The sequence below is a fragment of the Frigoribacterium sp. Leaf263 genome (assembly GCF_001422285.1).
GTDB lineage: Bacteria > Actinomycetota > Actinomycetes > Actinomycetales > Microbacteriaceae > Frigoribacterium.
In genome coordinates this window covers 914836-932718 of the sequence record NZ_LMMO01000003.1, presented here as the reverse complement: position 1 = coordinate 932718, position 17883 = coordinate 914836, and the positions used below count along the sequence as shown (strand labels likewise).

Below are 17883 nucleotides of genomic sequence, written 5' to 3'. Positions count from 1 at the left end.
GCCGGTCCGCGGTCAGTCCGCCGGGGGACCGGGCGTCAGGTACGTCCGGTCGTGATACAGCAGGGCGTCGTCCTCCGCGCCGACGCCCCCGCCGTCGATCCGGACCACCACGACCGCACTGCCGGCGACGGGCACCCGCTCGACGATCCGGCCGCTGAACCAGGCGGTGGCGCCACGCAGGAGGGGGAGTCCCCGCGGTCCCTCGGTCCAGTGCCGTCCGGTGAAACGCCGGTCGGCCGGGCCGGCCATCCGACGCGCGGCGTCGAGATCGCGGCGCCCGAGGAGGTGGACGATGACCGCCTCGGCCGAGGCGATGGCGGGCCAGGAGCTCGCGGTCCGAGCCATGTTGAAGGTCGCCAGCGGAGGGGCGGCGGCCAGGGACGCCAGCGACGTGGCGGTGAATCCGACGGGGGAGCCGTCCTGGCCCCGTGTCGTGACGATGGCCACGCCCGCGGCGTGACGGCGGAACGCGGCCCGGAACGCCTCGACGTCGTCGCCGGCTGCGCTCTCGGGCCGAGGATCCTGCTGCTGGGGTTCCGTCATGACAGGGCCGCTCCTCCTCGGTTCCGGGTCTCGTCGCCCGTGCTGATCGGACCCGACGCAGGAGCGCACGACTAGGCTGAACCGGCCATGATCCAGACGACAGACCTCCGCGGAACCCACACTACCCACGCCGACCTCCTCGATCTCGTGCCGCGCGCCCGAGCCGACGTCTCGTCGGCGGCGGACGCCGCAGCCGGACTCGTCGCCGACGTGCGCGAGAGGGGCGCGACCGCTCTGCGCGACCAGGCCGAGCGCTTCGACGGAGTCCGGACCGAGACCTTCCGCGTCCCCGCCGACGAGATCGCCGCGGCCGTGGCAGGTCTGGACCCCCTCGTGCGCGCAGCCCTCGAGGAGTCCATAGCCCGAGTCACCGAGGGCAGTCGCGCGCAGGTCCCCGCGAACACCGTGACGCGCCCCGCCGACGGCGCGGTCATCGAGCAGCGCTGGCAGCCCGTGACCCGGGCGGGCGTCTACGTCCCCGGTGGCAAGGCCGTCTATCCGTCCAGCGTCGTCATGAACGTCGTCCCGGCGCAGGTGGCCGGCGTCGGGTCGATCGCGGTCGTCAGCCCCGCGCAGCGCTCCTTCGGCGGGGGAGTGCACCCCGTGATCCTCGGCGCCGCCGGGCTCCTCGGCATCGACGAGGTCTACGCCATGGGAGGCGCGGGCTCGATCGCCGCCCTGGCCTACGGCGTCCCCGAGATCGGCCTCGAACCCGTCCAGGTCATCACGGGCCCCGGCAACAACTTCGTCGCCGCGGCCAAGCAGATCGTCCGAGGCCAGGTGGGCATCGACGCCGTCGCCGGCGCCACGGAGATCCTGGTCATCGCCGACGGCGACGCCGATCCCGTCCTCGTGGCCGTCGACCTCATCAGCCAGGCGGAGCACGACGAGGAGGCGGCGGCCGTCCTCGTCACGGACTCGCCGGCCCTCGTCGAGTCCGTGCGAGCCGAGCTCGAGCGTCTGGTCCCGTCGACCATGAGCGCCGAGCGGGTGCGGACGGCCCTCGGCGGCCGTCAGTCCGCCCTCGTCCTGGTCGACGACATGGAGGCGGCCGTCGCCTTCAGCAACGCCTACGGCCCGGAGCACCTCGAGATCCAGACCCGTGACGACGAGGCGGTGCTCGGATCGATCACGAGCGCCGGCGCCGTCTTCGTCGGGAGCACCACGCCGGTCAGCCTGGGGGACTACCTCGCCGGGTCGAACCACGTGCTCCCGACCGGCGGGCAGGCGCGCTTCTCGTCGGGTCTCGGGGCGTACACGTTCCTGCGACCGCAGCAGATCGTGCGCTACGACCACGACGCCCTCGCCGAGGTCGCCGACCGTCTCGTGGCGCTGTCCCGGGCGGAGCTGCTTCCGGCGCACGGCGAGGCGGTCGCGGCGCGCATCCGGCGCCCCTGAGGTCACGACGGGGGCGGGGCGCGCTCCCCAGTACGCTGAGGGCACCATGTTCTGTCCTTTCTGCCGCCACCCCGATTCCCGCGTCGTCGACTCGCGCACGAGCGACGACGGCACCTCGATCCGCCGGCGACGGCAGTGCCCCAACTGCGGCCGTCGCTTCAGCACCACCGAGACGGCCAGCCTCAACGTCGTCAAGCGCAACGGGGTGCTCGAGCCGTTCAGCAGAGAGAAGATCATCTCCGGCGTGCGCAAGGCGTGCCAGGGCCGCCCCGTGACCGACGGCGATCTCGCCGTCCTCGCCCAGCGGGTCGAGGAGGCCGTCCGCGCGAGCGGCACGTCCCAGATCGAGGCGAACGACATCGGCCTGGCCATCCTGCCCCCGCTCCGCGAGCTCGACGAGGTGGCGTTCCTCCGCTTCGCGAGCGTCTACCAGGCGTTCGACTCGCTCGACGACTTCGAGGCCTCCATCGCCACCCTCCGCGAAGAGCACGCCGATCATCCGCGCCCCTCCCGGTCGGTGGACGAATGACGACCCCCTACCGCGTCCTGTTCGACCTCGTCCTGTCGAAGATGGATCCCGAAGACGCCCACCACCTCGCCTTCCGGGTCATCCGGGCCGTGCCGAGGCTCGGCCTGGCGCCGCTCGTGCGTCGGCTGACGGCCCCGCACCCCTCTCTCGCGGTCACCGCCCTCGGACTCCGCTTCGACTCCCCGTTCGGCGTGGCGGCGGGCTTCGACAAAGACGCTCGGGGGATCGCCGGGCTCGGAGCCCTGGGGTTCGGTCACGTCGAGGTCGGCACCATCACCGCGCGTCCGCAGCCGGGCAACGAGCGGCCCCGCCTGTTCCGGCTCGTGCCCGACCTGGCGGTCGTCAACCGCATGGGCTTCAACAACGGAGGCGCGCAGCAGGCCGCAACGGAGCTCGCCTCGGCACGCAGCGCCTCCCGCCGTCCGGTCATCGGCGTCAACATCGGCAAGAGCCGTGTGGTCGACGTCGATGACGCCGTCGACGACTACCTGGTCAGCACGCGCCTCCTCGCTCCGCTCGCCGACTACCTGGCGGTCAACGTCAGCTCGCCGAACACCCCCGGACTCCGAGGGCTCCAGGAGCTCGATCGACTGGGACCGCTGCTGACGGAGGTGGCCCGGGCCGCCGGATCGACACCGGTGCTCGTCAAGATCGCTCCGGATCTCGACGACGACGGCATCCGTCGGATCGGAGAGCTCGTCGGCGAGCTGGGCCTGGCCGGCGTCATCGCCACCAACACGACCCTGTCGCGCGACGGGCTCTCGACCGACTCGGTCGCCGTCGAGGCGGCGGGCGCCGGGGGGCTGTCCGGCGCTCCTCTCGCGGCGAGGTCCCTCGAGGTGCTCCGCCTGCTCGTCGCGGCCGTGCCGCCGGGCACCTGCATCGTGTCCGTCGGGGGAGTGACGACCGCAGCGGACGTCGACGAGCGCCTGCGTGCCGGGGCGACGCTCGTCCAGGGGTACACGGCGTTCCTCTACCGCGGACCGCTGTGGGCACGACAGATCAATCGAGGACTGCGACGGCTGCGCAAGCGCCCGTGACCCGTCGACGGGGGTGACAGAACGGCGCCGGTCGCCTCCTGACGGAGGGGACCGGCGCCGTGGTGGTCTCTGCCAGGTCAGGCGGTGGGGTACTGCCCGCGCTTGATCTGGGGCTTCGGCATGCGCATGGGCTTCATCTGCATCGCACGCATGGCCGCATACCACTTGTTGCCCCGCTGCACGTTGCCTGCGCCGTACTTCTCGGCGAGCTTCGCGGTGACGATGCGCCCGACGACGAGGCAGTCGACGATCGCCACGAGGAAGAAGCCCCACAGGACGAACAGGGTGATCATCTGCACGGCCGCGATCTGGACGATGCTCATCACGATGACGAGCACCATGATCGGGATCATCGCCTCGCCGACGCTGTATCGGGCGTCGATGTAGTCGCGGATGAACCGGCGCTGGGGGCCCTTGTCGCGCTCCGGCAGGAACTTCTCCTCGCCGTTGGCCATGCCGACGCGCTGACGCTCGCGGACCTCGGCGAGGCGGGCGCGCTGCGCCTTCTGCGCCTCCTTGCCGGTGGCGACGAGCGGGCGGCGGTTGGCCTCCTCACGCTCCCGACGCGTCGGGGTCGGACGGCCCTTGCCGATCGTCGTCGATTCGGTGTCGACGACCTGCGTCGACGAGTCGGTCTTCTCTTCTGCCTTGGCCACGGGAATCCTCGGGGTTGAACGAGTTCCTAAGATTACCTCCATGACCGTCTCGCAGCATCCCGTCCACCCGACCGATCCTCGTACTGTCAGCGAACTCGCGGAGGCCGTGCACGGCGGCCTCCCGTCGACGATCGCCGATCTCTCGTCGCTCGTGCGCATCCCGTCCGTCTCGTGGGACGCGTTCGACCCGGTGCACGTCGCCGAGAGCGCCGAGGCCGTCGCTCGTCTCGTGCGCGAGACGGGTCTCTTCGACCAGGTCACGGTCAGCAGGGCGCCCATCGGGTCGAGCGGTGCGATGGGTCAGCCCGCTGTGCTGGCCCGTCGGGAGGCGCGCGACGGGAAGAAGACCGTCCTGCTCTACGCGCACCATGACGTGCAACCGCAGGGCGACGACGCGCACTGGGACACCCCGCCCTTCGAGCCCACCCTGAGAGGGGACCGCCTCTACGGTCGTGGCGCGTCGGACGACAAGGCCGGTGTCATGACCCACATCGCGGCCCTTCGCGCGGTCCGCGACGTGATCGGCGACGACCTGGGCGTCGGGGTCTCGCTGTTCATCGAAGGCGAGGAGGAGTTCGGCTCGCGCTCGTTCGCCGACTTCCTCGAGCAGCACCGCACCGAGCTCGCCGCGGACGTCATCGTCGTCGCCGACTCCGACAACTGGAGCACGACGGTGCCCGCCATCACCGTCGCACTCCGCGGGAACGTCACGTTCCGCCTCACGGTGCGGACCCTGGCCCACGCATCGCACTCGGGCATGCTCGGCGGCGTCGTGCCGGACGCCATGATGGCCATGGTGCGACTCCTCGCGACGCTTCACGACGACGAGGGCGGCGTCGCCGTCGCCGGCCTCCGCAGCCGGGAGGCGGAGCACCCGGACCAGAGCGAAGAGACCCTCCGCGAGGAGTCCGGCCTGCTCGAGGGCGTCCGTACGATCGGCCGCGGCCCCCTGCTGAGCAGGGTGTGGTCGCAGCCCTCGATCACCGTCACCGGGATCGACGCGCCGAGCGTCGCCAACGCGTCCAACACGCTGTCGCCGGAGGTGTCGGTGCGCATCAGCGCGCGCATCGCCCCCGGGCAGCCGGCCGCCGAGGCCTTCGAGGCGCTCCGAGCGCACCTCCTGACCGACCCGCCCTTCGGTGCGCACGTGAGCATCGACGACGTCGACACCGGCGACCCCTTCCTCGTCGACACGACGGGGCCGGCCATCGCCGATGTGACCGTCGCGATGAGCGAGGGCTGGGGCGAGAGCCCCGTCCAGATCGGGATCGGCGGCTCGATCCCGTTCATCGCCGACCTCGTCAAGACGTTCCCGGAGGCCGAGATCCTGGTCACGGGCGTCGAGGACCCCGACACCAGGGCCCACAGCCCGAACGAGTCGCAGCACCTCGGCGTCTTGCAGAAGGCGATCCTCAGCGAGGCGATCCTGCTCGCCCGGCTCGACGCGGCGGGTCGATGACGTCGTCGGCCCGGAGGGAACAAATCCGAGGGTCGGCTGCTTACACTGGTCGACGAGGAGTGCAGAGCACTCGCACCCGCCCGAAGGAGGCTCCATGACCGACACAGCGACCCCCGTCGTCGACACGGCCGTTCCGACCGAAGCGCCCGCCCACGGCGTGAAGCTCACCGACACCGCAGCAGGGAAGGTCAAGAGCCTCCTCATGCAGGAGGGGCGCGACGATCTCCGTCTGCGCGTCGCCGTCCAGCCGGGCGGCTGCTCGGGTCTCATCTACCAGCTGTACTTCGACGAGCGTCTGCTCGAGAACGACGCGACCGTCGACTACGACGGCGTCGAGGTCGTCGTCGACAAGATGAGCGTCCCGTACCTCGACGGCGCGGCCATCGACTTCGAGGACACCATCCAGAAGCAGGGATTCACCATCGACAACCCCAACGCCCAGGGCAGCTGCGCCTGCGGCGACAGCTTCCACTGACGGTCTCGACGACGTCGCCCCATCGGGGCCGCCCCTCGGGGCGGCCCCGATGGTCGTTTAATGGTTCGGCGTCGAACATTGCGGCGTGCTGTGTGCGGAGGGCGGTGCAACCTGCGAGTAGGCTAGGGAAGTCCCCGTCCAGACTGGGAGCACCCCCCGAAGTCGCGTCATCCGAGAGGTAACAGTGCGTTCTCATCGCCGTAATCGTTGGGCCGCCATTCCCGTGGCAGCCGTCATGATCCTCGTGCTCGCAGGATGCACGCAGGACCAGCTCCAGGGGTGGTTGCCGACCGAGCCGGGCACGACGAATCACGTCGACAGCATCATCGGCCTCTGGGTCACCTCGTGGATCGTCCTCCTCATCGTCGGCCTCATCGTGTGGGGTCTCGTCATCTGGGCCTCGATCGCCTACCGCCGCCGGAAGGGTCAGACCGGCCTCCCGGTGCAGCTCCGCTACAACCTCCCGGTCGAGATCTTCTACACGGTCGTCCCGCTGATCCTCGTCCTCGGCTTCTTCGCCTTCACGGCACGCGACCAGGCCGCGATCGAAGCCCCCACGGCCAGCCCCGACGTCAAGATCGACGTCTACGCGAAGCGCTGGGCCTGGGACTTCAACTACATCGACCAGCAGAACGAAGACGAGTCGACCTACTCGCAGGGCATCCAGGCCCAGGAGGAGGCGGACGGCACCGTCGACCAGGACCAGCTCCCCGTCCTGTACCTGCCCGTCGGCAAGTCGGTCGAGATCGAGCTCAAGTCGCGCGACGTCGCCCACTCCTTCTGGGTCGTCGACTTCCTCTACAAGAAGGACACGATCCCCGGCAAGACGAACTACATGTACTTCACGCCCGAGAAAGAGGGCACGTTCACCGGGAAGTGCGCGGAACTCTGCGGTGAGTACCACTCGCTGATGCTCTTCAACGTCAAGGTCGTCAGCCAGGACGAGTACGACGCCTACCAGCAGACGCTCACCGACGACGGCAACACGGGTCTGCTCGGCGACGAGTACAACACCAACACCAACCAGCCGAACAACGAGGCGCCCGTCGCCTCCGGCACCGAAGACTCCGAGAAGTAAGGCACGGTTCGATGAGCTCAGCCACCGCCACCCGCCCCACCGGAGGAGCATCCTCCTCCGGTCCGAACTTCGGAGCCTCGAAGGTCGGCCGCAAGGGCAACGTCGTCGTCACGTGGATCACGTCGACCGACCACAAGACCATCGGGTACATGTACCTGATCGCGTCGTTCCTGTTCTTCTGCCTCGGCGGAGTCATGGCGCTGATCATCCGCGCTCAGCTCTTCGCACCGGGTCTCGACGTCATCCAGACCAAAGAGCAGTACAACCAGCTCTTCACGATGCACGGAACGATCATGCTGCTCATGTTCGCGACGCCCCTGTTCTCGGGGTTCGCGAACGTCCTCATGCCGCTTCAGATCGGTGCTCCCGACGTCGCCTTCCCCCGACTGAACGGGTTCGCCTTCTGGCTCTACCTCTTCGGCTCGCTCATCGCCGTCGCCGGCTTCCTCACCCCCCAGGGTGCAGCGTCGTTCGGGTGGTTCGCCTACGCGCCATTGTCGGACACGACCTTCTCACCAGGTCTCGGCGGGAATCTCTGGGTCTTCGGCTTGGGCATGACCGGCTTCAGCACCATCCTCGGAGCCGTCAACTTCATCACGACCATCGTGACCATGCGCGCGCCCGGCATGACCATGTGGCGGATGCCCATCTTCACCTGGAACACGCTGATCACCGCGATCCTCGTGATCATGGCCTTCCCCGTGCTCGCCGCCGCCCTCTTCGGCCTCGGCTTCGACCGCGTGTTCGACGCGCAGGTCTTCAACCCGGCCAACGGCGGGGCCATCCTCTGGCAGCACCTGTTCTGGTTCTTCGGGCACCCCGAGGTCTACATCATCGCTCTGCCGTTCTTCGGCATCATCAGCGAGGTCCTGCCCGTCTTCAGCCGTAAGCCGATCTTCGGGTACAAGACGCTGGTCTACGCGACGATCTCGATCGCCGCCCTGTCCGTCACCGTGTGGGCTCACCACATGTACGTCACCGGCTCCGTCCTTCTGCCGTTCTTCTCGCTGATGACGATGCTCATCGCGGTGCCGACGGGCGTAAAGATCTTCAACTGGATCGGCACGATGTGGCGCGGATCGGTGACGTTCGAGACCCCGATGCTCTGGGCCATCGGCTTCCTGATCACCTTCACCTTCGGTGGTCTGACCGGTGTCATCCTCGCTTCTCCTCCGCTCGACTTCCATGTGTCCGACACGTACTTCGTTGTGGCGCACTTCCACTACGTGGTGTTCGGGACTGTCGTGTTCGCGATGTTCTCCGGCTTCTACTTCTGGTGGCCGAAGATGACCGGCAAGATGCTCAACGAGCGTCTCGGCAAGATCCACTTCTGGATGCTGTTCGTCGGGTTCCACACGACGTTCCTCGTGCAGCACTGGTTGGGCGTCATGGGCATGCCCCGTCGTTACGCGACGTACCAGCCCGAGGACCACTTCACGTGGATGAACCAGCTGTCGACCATCGGCGCCATGCTGCTCGGCGTCTCGATCCTGCCGTTCCTCTACAACGTCTACATCACGGCTCGTCGGGCTCCGAAGGTCGAGGTGAACGACCCCTGGGGTTACTCGCGCTCGCTCGAGTGGGCCACGTCGTGCCCGCCGCCCCGTCACAACTTCACGTCGATCCCCCGCATCCGGTCGGAGTCTCCGGCGTTCGACCTGAACCACCCCGAGGCCGGCCTGCCGGTCGGAATCGGTCCGGTCAAGGACGCTCCGGATGCCCCGACGTACGATGCCGCCAGCGACAAGGTGAAGTAGAACGCCATGAAGACCAACGCAACGCTGTTCTGGATCCTCGCGATCTTCTTCTTCCTGATGGGCGCCGTGTACACGGTGTGGAACATCATCGACACCGGTCAGGTCGAATGGGCCGGTACCGTGGCCATCCCCCTCGCCGGCATGCTGAGCGTCTTCCTGGCCTTCTACATGAGTCGCTCGCACGGCGCTCAGGGCGGGGAGCTCCCCGAGGACCGTCTCGACGCCAACATCGACGACGGTGACCCCGAGCTCGGACACTTCAGCCCCTGGTCCTGGTGGCCGATCCTGCTGGCCTTCGCCTGCGGTCTCGTCTTCCTGGCACTCGCCGTCGGCATGTGGATCATCTACATCGGTGCGGCTCTCGTCGCCGTCTCCCTCGTCGGCTGGGTTTACGAGTACTACCGGGGCAACTTCGTCCACTGAGTCATCGCACGACAAGCACTTCGAACGGCGTCCACATGGTGGGCGCCGTTCGTCGTTAGACGACCGCTCGAGTACACGAGAGGCGCGATGACGCTGGCGATGGGTCAGGTGACCAGGCGGAGCCACGCAGACACGAGAGATGCCCCCCATCTCGTCAGCTCGGAGAAGCCGGCTGCTCCGCTGGCTGACACAGGGTCCGAGGCGCAAGCCGTGGATGGTCCCTTGCCACGAGAACCATCGGCGGCTGCGGCCTCACGGGGCAAGGGCTTGCGCACCTCGGGACGGGAGGGGCGGCCAGTCGACGACCGGAGGATGAACATCCGCCTTCTCCCGCCCGCCTGGTGCCGGGAGGCGCGTGCGACGGCCCAGCCGCCAGACGGGGCGGCCGTGTGACCTCCCGGTAGCGGCAAGGCGTCTTGCGAGCTACCGGCATGGCGAGCGTCTCAAGGGCCGGGAGCTCGCATGCAAAGGCGACGACCGCCTCCGCACTCGAGAAGCATCGCACTCATGTGGGCTACCGCTGCGGTGAGCGGCACCCATGGGGGAGACGACTGCAGTTCTCCAGCTCACTGTCCGGACGCAGGGACGTCGGGACGCAGGGACGTCGGGACGCAGGGACGTCGGGACGCAGGGACGTCGGGACGCAGGGACGTCGGGACGCAGGGACGTCGGGACGCAGGGACGTCGGGACGCAGGGACGTCGGGACGGCGAGCACTGAGTTTCGTCCTGCGCCGTCGCGGGAGCCGGACTGCCGTGCGCGCTGCGATCGACCCGAACCGTGCGTCCGGCAATGTTCCAGTGACCCTGCCGGTCGCGCGCCGGGACGTCGCTACGTCCTGCCGTGCGCGCTGCGAGGGACCCGATGCGGGCGTTGTCCGCCCCGAGCGGTGTCTCAGTGACCGGTCGATGGCACCCGAGTAAGCGGGGAGACTGATCGGCGGGTTGCACCCGGTCTGCGGGAAGGCGCGGTCGTCTACACAGTTCAGACGGGGCCTGGGGGAAGGTGAGCACGTGGATGAGAGGGTGCTGCCCCGCAAATTTGCACCGACCCTGGAAGATCGAGGCGCTCCACCGTGGTGAGGCTCGCGGGTTTTCCTCCGCTGCTGTGGATCCTCGCCATGGGCAAGACGGCACGCTCTCTCGTAGCCGGATACGGGCGACAGGAGACGGACGGGCTCGGTGTCGTTCCGGTCGAGCCCCCAGCCCGCTCGTGCGGACTCTGGAGGGACGTGCTGGAGGTCGAGGCGTACAGGGTCGACCTCGCGGTCGACTCGAGGTCGACTCGACGGCGTCTCGATGGCTCAAGGCGTCCACAGGGGCGAGGGCCTCCGAGTGGCGGGCCGGAAAGACGAGAGGCCCGACCACCAGGGGTGGTCGGGCCTCTCAGTGCTTCGGGTCAGTGACCGTCGTTGTGCGGTGCTTCGATCTCGGAGCGCTTCACCGGGGCGATGCGGTCTTCGAAGAAGAAGGACGACATCGACGCCCGCAGACGCTGCACCGGCGTGATCTGACCATTCGCATTCGGTCGGATCATGAGAGGCTCGTACTCCGTGAAGTTCAGCAGACGCCAGCGCTCGTACTCGTCCAACTGCTCGTGCACCTCGACGTACTCGCCACCAGGCAGACGCACGATGCGCCCGGACTCATAGCCGTGAAGGGCGATCTCGCGGTCCTTCTTCTGAAGTCCGAGGCAGACGCGCTTCGTGATCCAGAAGGCGATGAACGGTCCGATGATCAGGCAGGCCTGCACCGTGTGGATGACGTAGTTCAGCGACAGATGGAAGTGAGTCGCCATGAGGTCGGAGCTGGCAGCCGCCCAGAGGCTGGCATAGACCACGATTCCGGCAGCGCCGATGGCCGTCCGGGTCGGGGCGTTGCGGGGACGGTCGAGGATGTGGTGCTCTCGCTTGTCACCCGTGACCCAGGCCTCGAGGAACGGGTACAGCAGGACGGCCAGGATGAAGATCACCAGGACCCCGATGGGAGCCAGGATGTTCATCGAGACGGTGTAGCCGCCGATGACGAACTCCCATCCCGGGGGAACGAGTCGCAGGGCGCCGTCGGCGAATCCGATGTACCAGTCCGGCTGCGTACCAGCCGACACGGGGGAGGGGTCGTACGGCCCGTAGTTCCAGATCGGGTTGATCGTGAAGAGCGAGGCGATCAGGACGATCACCCCGAAGACGATGAAGAAGAACCCACCGGCCTTGGCGGCGAACACCGGCATGACCGGCACGCCGACGACGTTCTCGTTGGTCTTGCCCGGGCCGGCCCACTGGGTGTGCTTGTTGATGATCAGCAGCAGCAGGTGGACACCCAGGAGGGCGATCAGCAGCGCGGGCAACAGCATGATGTGCAGCGAGTAGAAGCGCGCGACCATGTCGGTTCCGGGGAACTCGCCTCCGAACAGCAGGTACGAGATCCAGACGCCGATGACGGGGATCCCCTTCACCATGCCGTCGATGATCCGAGCGCCGTTACCGGAGAGCAGGTCGTCGGGGAGCGAGTAGCCCGTGAATCCCTCGGCCATGGCCAGCACCCAGAGGGTGAATCCGACGACCCAGTTGATCTCGCGGGGCTTGCGGAACGCACCGGTGAAGTAGACGCGCAGCATGTGGAGCATGATCGCCGCGACGAACAGCAGCGCGGCCCAGTGGTGGATCTGACGGAACAGCAGTCCACCGCGGATGTCGAACGAGATGTCCAAGGTCGAGGCCATCGCCGCAGACATGTTCAGCCCCTTGAGAGGGACGTACGAGCCGTTGTAGTTGACCTCGGCCATCGAGGGCTGGAAGAAGAACGTCAGGAACGTGCCCGAGAGCAGGATCACGACGAAGGAGTACAGCGCGACCTCGCCGAGCATGAACGACCAGTGGTCGGGGAAGATCTTGCGACCGACCTCTTTCACCAGGCCGGACATGCTGGTGCGCTCGTCGACGTAGTTCGCGGCCGCGCCGAAGAACTTGTTCGTCTTCGTCGGAGCGAAGGCCGGGACCGTCGTCGTGGTGTTCGACGTCTTGGTCTCGGTCTCCGGTGCAGGGGTGGTGGTGATCACTTTTCGCGCTCCCAGTAGCTAGGGCCCACGGGCTCGTGGAAATCACTCTGCGCGACGAGGTAACCCTCGGCGTCCACGGCGATCGGCAGCTGCGGGAGCGGGCGCTTGGCCGGTCCGAAGATCACTTCGCAGTTGTTGGTCACGTCGAACGTCGACTGGTGGCAGGGGCAGAGCAGGTGGTGTGTCTGCTGTTCGTACAGGGCCACAGGGCAGCCGACGTGCGTGCAGATCTTGGAGTACGCGACGATGCCGTCGTACTGCCAGCCCTCGCGTCCTTCCGGAATGTTGAGGTCTTCCGGCTTGAGGCGCATCAGCAGGACTGCGGCCTTGGCTTTCTCCTCGAGCAGGTGCTCGGATTCGTTGAGGTTCTCGGGGATGACGTGGAACACGGATCCGAGGGTGATGTCGGACGCCTTGATGCGGGCTCCGGATGGGTCCATCGCGAGGTGCATGCCCTCTTCCCACAGGGTGTGGCGGAGCACCTCGTTCGGGTCTTCGGCCGGCGCCAGGTCGCGGAAGATCACGACGGCGGGGAGCGGCGTCGCGACGAGCGCACCGATGAGGCTGTTGCGGATCAGGGTGCGGCGACCGAAGCCCGACTCCTGATTGCCGAGGGCGAAGACCTCGACCGCCTTCTCCCGGGTCTCGTCGGAGCCGCGCGTCGAGTGACGCATCTCGGTGATCTCACGAGCCGGCATGAGCGTCTTCGACCAGTGCACCGCACCGATGCCGATCGAGATCAGACCGAGTGCGATGCCGAGACCCAGGAAGAGGTTGTTCAGCCGCACCGAGTTCGAGTCGCCCGACGTGATCGGGAAGGCCACGTAGGCCCCGATGGCCGCGATGCTGCCGACGATCGAGAGGAAGAACCAGACGCTGACCTGTCGCTCCGCGCGCTTCTCGGCCTTCGGGTCGACATCCGTGATGCGATCACGGTGCGGCGGCTCGCCCGGGTTGTCGAAGACGTCGGCAGAGACGACGGCCGTACCGGCCGACACCTGTCGAGGCTCGTGCCTCTCGACAGCCGAGCCCGTGATCGGGGCCTCGTCGTCGTGCTGTGCCATGGATTTTGCCTTTCGGTGAAGTACGGGAGAACGACTAGTTGGATCGGGCCGTGAGCCAGATGGTCACGGCGACGATCGCGCCGAGTCCGAAGATCCAGATGAAGAGGCCTTCGGCGACGGGGCCGAGGCTTCCCAGTTCGAACCCGCCGGGGGACGGGTTGTTCTCGAGGTACTTGAGGTACGTGATGATGTCGGCCTTGTCCTGGGGCGACAGGTTCATGTCGTTGAAGACCGGCATGTTCTGCGGGCCCGTGAGCATGGCCTCGTAGATGTGGTGCGACTCGACGCCGTCGAGAGCGGGGGCGAACTTGCCCTCCGTCAACGCGCCTCCGGCTCCGGCGACGTTGTGACACATGGCGCAGTTGATGCGGAACAGCTCGGCGCCGTTCGTGGTGTCGCCGTCGGCCTGGAGGTACTCCTCGGCCGGGATGGCGGGGCCGGGGGCGAGCGACGCGATGTACGCGGCCATGTCGGCCACCTGCTCGTCGCTGAACTGCGTGGGCTTCTCTTCCGCCTGGGGGCCATTGACGGCCATCGGCATGCGACCCGTGCCGACCTGGAAGTCGACCGCTGCGGATCCGACGCCGATGAGGCTGGGGCCGTCGGCGGTGCCGGCGGCGCTCAGACCGTGGCACGTCGCGCAGTTCGACGCGAAGAGCTTCTGGCCCTCGTCGATGCTCTGCTGGGACGCGACGGGCGCGGCGCTCTCATCTGCGGTGGCCGTCGACGAGAAGAGCGCGTACGCACCGCCGGTCGTGAGGAGCCCCACGAGGATGAGTGAAGCCGTGGCGAGGGGGCTGCGACGGCCCGTCTTGCGACGTGAGGACGAGGTTCGAGAGAACATGCTGTGTGAGCGATCCAATGCCTATTTGAGGACGTAGACGACCATGAAGAGGCCGATCCACACCACGTCGACGAAGTGCCAGTAGTACGAGACGACGATGGCGGTCGTCGCCTCCTTGTGACCGAAGTTCTTGACGGCGAACGCCCGGCCGATGGTGAGGAGGAACGCGATGAGGCCGCCGATGACGTGGGCTCCGTGGAACCCGGTCGTCATGTAGAAGGCGGAACCGTAGGCGTTGGAGCTGAGCGTGACGTGCTCGGAGATGAGGTGCGCGTACTCGAACACCTGGAGGCAGATGAACGCGGAGCCCATCGCGTAGGTGAGGAAGAACCATTCGACCATGCCCCACTGGCCGACCTGGAACAGCCGACCGGTCCGCCGCGACTGCATCCGCTCGGCGGCGAAGACGCCGAACTGGCAGGTCACCGACGAGAGCACCAGCATGATCGTGTTGGTCAGGGCGAACGGCACGTCGAGCTTGGCCGTCTCGAACTCCCAGAGACCGGGCGAGGTGCTTCGCAGCGTGAAGTAGATGGCGAACAGACCCGCGAAGAACATGACTTCGCTGCCCAGCCACACGATGGTGCCCACGGCAACGGTGCTCGGTCGGTTGACGACCGGTCCGGAAGGTCTCGAGAGAGAGGTACTTGTCACGCGGTCCATTATGCCTGGAAAGTCCCCTTGGGTTTGCGCAGGAAACCCCGGGTCGGGAATTTCTCTTGACGACGAGCTATCAGAGCGACTAGGCGCACGCCGCTAACCTGGCGGCATGACCCACGAGCTCTCCTGGCCCCTGATCATCGAGTCGCTCCTCGCGCGACGCGACCTGTCGATCACCGAGGCGACCTGGTCCATGGAGCGGGTGATGCTGGGCGAGGCCACGCCGGCTCAGCTCGCGGCCTTCCTGGTCGCGCTGCGGTCGAAGGGCGAGACCGTCGACGAGATCGTCGGCTTCCGCGACGCCGTCCTCGCGCACGCCGTGGCTCTGCCCGTCGACTCCCTGGCCGTCGACATCGTCGGGACGGGCGGGGACCGATTCGGCACGGTCAACGTGTCGACCATGGCCTCCATCGTCGTGGCCTCGACCGGTGTGCCCGTCATCAAGCACGGGAACCGCGCAGCCAGCTCGTCGTCCGGGTCCTCGGACGTCCTGGCGGCCCTCGGCATCGATCTCACCCTGTCCGCCGAGCGCGTCGCCGCGGTGCTCCGGGAGGTCGGCGTCACCTTCGCCTTCGCCGCTGCGTTCCACCCCGGCTTCGGCAATGCCGCGGGAGTCCGCCGCGAGATCGGCGTGCCGACGGTGTTCAACTTCCTCGGCCCGCTCGTCAACCCGGCACGGCCGGAGGCCAGCGCCGTGGGCGTGGCCTCCCTCGACAAGGTGCCGTTGATCGTGGGCGTGTTCCAGACGCGTGGCGCGACCGCCCTGGTGTTCCGCGGCGACGACGGGCTCGACGAGCTGACGACGACCGGCCACAGCCACATCTGGGAGATCTCGTCGGGGTCGGTCACCGAACACGATCTCGATCCGCTCGAGCTGGGGATCGCGCGGGCGACGATCGACGACCTCGTCGGCGGCGACGCCGAGCACAACGCCGACGTCGCCCGTCGGGTGCTGGCGGGCGAGACCGGTCCGGTACGCGACATCGTGCTGCTGAACGCGGCCGCGGGTCTCGTGTCGTACCGGCTCGCGGTCGACCCGTCGGAGCGGGACCGCCCGGTGATCGTCCGGTTCCGCGAGCAGCTCGCCGTCGCCGCGGAGGCCATCGACTCGGGGAGTGCGAGTCGGAAGCTCGACGCCTGGGTGGCGGCCACCCGCTCGGCCTGACGCCGTCCCGGGGGATCGACCCGCACCTCCTCGGCGCCGGAGGCCGGGTGAGCGCCGTCGCCCTGCATGCACGACGGGCCCGCCCCCGAGGGGAGCGGGCCCGTTCGCGGTCGGAGCTCAGTTCACGTCGTCGTCGACCCAGTCGAAGGTCTTCGTGACAGCCTTCTTCCAGAGTCGCAGGGTGCGGTCGCGCTCGTCCGCATCGATGTTCGGGGTCCAGCGCTTGTCCTCCTGCCAGTTCTGACGGAGGTCGTCGAGGGTCTCCCAGAAGCCGACCGCGAGACCGGCCGCGTACGCCGCACCGAGGGCCGTGGTCTCGGCGACGACGGGGCGGACCACCGGGACGTCGAGGATGTCGGCCTGGAACTGCATGAGGGCGTCGTTGGCGGTCATGCCGCCGTCGACCTTCAGCTCTGTCAGGTCGACGCCCGAGTCGGCGTTCACGGCGTCGAGGACCTCGCGGGTCTGGAACGCGGTCGCCTCGAGGGCGGCGCGCGCGATGTGGCCCTTGTTGACGTACCGGGTCAATCCGACGAGGGCACCGCGGGCGTCGGAGCGCCAGTAGGGGGCGAACAGGCCCGAGAACGCCGGGACGAAGTACACCCCGCCGTTGTCGTCGACGGTCGTCGCCAGGGTCTCGACCTCGGCCGCCGAGCCGATGATGCCGAGGTTGTCGCGCAGCCACTGGATGAGCGAGCCCGTGACGGCGATGGAGCCCTCGAGCGCGTAGTGCGGCGCCGCATCGCCGAGCTTGTAGCCCAGCGTGGTCAGCAGGCCGTTCTTCGAGTGCACGATCTCCTCACCCGTGTTGAAGATGAGGAAGTTGCCGGTGCCGTACGTGTTCTTCGACTCGCCCTGGTCGAAGGCGGCCTGACCGAAGGTGGCCGCCTGCTGGTCGCCGAGGATGCCGGCGATCGGCACCTCGCGCAGCAGGTTGGACGACTCGACGGTTCCGTAGACCTCGGAGGAGCTCTTGATCTCGGGGAGCATCGACTTCGGGACGTCGAACGCCTCGAGGATGTCGTCGCGCCACTCCAGCGTCTCGAGGTCCATGAACAGGGTTCGCGAGGCGTTCGTGACGTCGGTGACGTGAACGCCGCCGTCGACGCCGCCCGTCAGGTTCCAGATGACCCACGAGTCGGTGGTGCCGAACATGAGGTCGCCGGCGTCGGCCTTCTCGCGTGCGCCTTCGACGTTCTCGAGGATCCAGACGATCTTCGTGCCCGAGAAGTAGGTCGCGAGGGGCAGCCCGACGATCGGCTTGAAGCGCTCGACGCCGCCGTCCGCAGCGAGGCGGTCGACGATCGACTGCGTGCGGGTGTCCTGCCAGACGATCGCGTTGTAGACCGGCTTGCCCGTCGTGCGGTCCCAGACGACGGCGGTCTCGCGCTGGTTGGTGATGCCCACGGCCTTGATGTTGTGACGGGTGATGTCGGCACGCGAGAGGGCCTGACCGATGACCTCGCGGGTGTTCGTCCAGATCTCGAGCGGGTCGTGCTCGACCCAGCCGGCGCGGGGGAAGATCTGCTCGTGCTCCTTCTGACCGGTCGACACGATGGTGCCCGAGTGGTCGAAGATGATGGCGCGGGTGCTGGTGGTGCCCTGGTCGATCGCCAGGATGTAGTCGTCGCTCACGGGTGTGTCTCCTTCGTCGTTGATGGTGTCGACCACGGACCAGGGCGCGCGGCTCGCAAGAGCCCGGCCCCGCCGCGGTCAGCGATGAGTCGTGGTGTCGT

16 protein-coding genes are annotated in these 17883 nt (G+C 67.9%); 9 read left to right on the top strand and 7 right to left on the bottom strand.

The features are described 5' to 3' along the window. Positions 1-12 precede the first annotated feature (12 nt). The gene (locus ASF17_RS08345; protein ID WP_055797727.1) at positions 13-543 is read right to left on the bottom strand and encodes a flavin reductase family protein; all 531 of its coding nucleotides are present in this window, start codon (positions 541-543) and stop codon (positions 13-15) included. An 87-nt stretch (positions 544-630) separates the two neighbouring features. On the opposite strand from ASF17_RS08345, the gene hisD reads away from it, so the two are divergent. Genes hisD through ASF17_RS08330 form a run of 3 tightly spaced genes read left to right on the top strand, consistent with a single transcriptional unit; the run spans position 631 to position 3510 of the window. After that, on the top strand, positions 631-1941 hold the full coding sequence (gene hisD / locus ASF17_RS08340) for a histidinol dehydrogenase (protein ID WP_055797724.1): 1311 nt from the start codon (positions 631-633) through the stop codon (positions 1939-1941). A gap of 46 nt (positions 1942-1987) precedes the next feature. Then, positions 1988-2470: a transcriptional regulator NrdR gene (nrdR, locus tag ASF17_RS08335; RefSeq protein WP_055797721.1), complete on the top strand. Its 483-nt coding sequence runs from the start codon at positions 1988-1990 to the stop codon at positions 2468-2470. Further along, entirely contained in the window at positions 2467-3510 is a 1044-nt protein-coding gene (locus ASF17_RS08330) for a quinone-dependent dihydroorotate dehydrogenase (RefSeq protein WP_055797718.1), read from the top strand. Before nrdR ends, ASF17_RS08330 begins: the two co-directional genes overlap by 4 nt. Before the next feature lie 77 nt (positions 3511-3587). On the opposite strand, the gene ASF17_RS08325 is transcribed toward ASF17_RS08330, so the two are convergent. Further along, positions 3588-4166 (bottom strand): DUF3043 domain-containing protein, encoded by a 579-nt coding sequence (locus tag ASF17_RS08325; protein ID WP_082475162.1) that lies wholly within the window; start codon positions 4164-4166, stop codon positions 3588-3590. 40 nt (positions 4167-4206) lie between these two features. On the opposite strand from ASF17_RS08325, the gene ASF17_RS08320 reads away from it, so the two are divergent. From ASF17_RS08320 to ASF17_RS08300, 5 genes are all read left to right on the top strand, one after another. Then, on the top strand, positions 4207-5625 hold the full coding sequence (locus ASF17_RS08320) for a dipeptidase (protein ID WP_055797715.1): 1419 nt from the start codon (positions 4207-4209) through the stop codon (positions 5623-5625). Positions 5626-5719: 94 nt separating this feature from the next. Next, positions 5720-6100: an iron-sulfur cluster insertion protein ErpA gene (erpA, locus tag ASF17_RS08315; RefSeq protein ID WP_055797711.1), complete on the top strand. Its 381-nt coding sequence runs from the start codon at positions 5720-5722 to the stop codon at positions 6098-6100. A gap of 184 nt (positions 6101-6284) precedes the next feature. Continuing rightward, positions 6285-7178 carry an aa3-type cytochrome oxidase subunit II gene (ctaC, locus tag ASF17_RS08310; protein ID WP_055797708.1) on the top strand — a complete coding sequence of 298 codons (894 nt, stop codon included), beginning with the start codon at positions 6285-6287 and terminating at the stop codon, positions 7176-7178. Positions 7179-7189: 11 nt separating this feature from the next. Continuing rightward, positions 7190-8935, top strand: a complete 1746-nt coding sequence (gene ctaD / locus ASF17_RS08305; protein ID WP_055797705.1) for an aa3-type cytochrome oxidase subunit I — start codon at positions 7190-7192, stop codon at positions 8933-8935. A gap of 6 nt (positions 8936-8941) precedes the next feature. Next, positions 8942-9358, top strand: coding sequence for a cytochrome c oxidase subunit 4 (locus tag ASF17_RS08300; protein WP_055797702.1), 417 nt, complete (start codon positions 8942-8944; stop codon positions 9356-9358). 1397 nt (positions 9359-10755) lie between these two features. On the opposite strand, the gene qcrB is transcribed toward ASF17_RS08300, so the two are convergent. Genes qcrB through ctaE form a run of 4 tightly spaced genes read right to left on the bottom strand, consistent with a single transcriptional unit; the run spans position 10756 to position 14985 of the window. Beyond that, on the bottom strand, positions 10756-12414 hold the full coding sequence (gene qcrB, locus ASF17_RS08295) for a cytochrome bc1 complex cytochrome b subunit (RefSeq protein WP_235476435.1): 1659 nt from the start codon (positions 12412-12414) through the stop codon (positions 10756-10758). After that, positions 12411-13478 carry a cytochrome bc1 complex Rieske iron-sulfur subunit gene (gene qcrA / locus ASF17_RS08290; RefSeq protein ID WP_055797700.1) on the bottom strand — a complete coding sequence of 356 codons (1068 nt, stop codon included), beginning with the start codon at positions 13476-13478 and terminating at the stop codon, positions 12411-12413. The genes qcrB and qcrA overlap by 4 nt, the downstream gene beginning before the upstream one ends. Before the next feature lie 34 nt (positions 13479-13512). Beyond that, positions 13513-14322 carry a cytochrome bc1 complex diheme cytochrome c subunit gene (gene qcrC / locus ASF17_RS08285; RefSeq protein WP_055797696.1) on the bottom strand — a complete coding sequence of 270 codons (810 nt, stop codon included), beginning with the start codon at positions 14320-14322 and terminating at the stop codon, positions 13513-13515. A gap of 21 nt (positions 14323-14343) precedes the next feature. Beyond that, positions 14344-14985 carry an aa3-type cytochrome oxidase subunit III gene (gene ctaE, locus ASF17_RS08280; RefSeq protein WP_082475160.1) on the bottom strand — a complete coding sequence of 214 codons (642 nt, stop codon included), beginning with the start codon at positions 14983-14985 and terminating at the stop codon, positions 14344-14346. 106 nt (positions 14986-15091) lie between these two features. Here ctaE and trpD point away from each other — a divergent pair, with 106 nt between their 5' ends. Beyond that, on the top strand, positions 15092-16147 hold the full coding sequence (gene trpD / locus ASF17_RS08275) for an anthranilate phosphoribosyltransferase (protein ID WP_055797693.1): 1056 nt from the start codon (positions 15092-15094) through the stop codon (positions 16145-16147). Between the two features lie 117 nt (positions 16148-16264). Here trpD and glpK read toward each other — a convergent pair whose 3' ends face one another. Next, positions 16265-17782 carry a glycerol kinase GlpK gene (gene glpK / locus ASF17_RS08270; protein ID WP_055798518.1) on the bottom strand — a complete coding sequence of 506 codons (1518 nt, stop codon included), beginning with the start codon at positions 17780-17782 and terminating at the stop codon, positions 16265-16267. Positions 17783-17883: the final 101 nt, after the last annotated feature.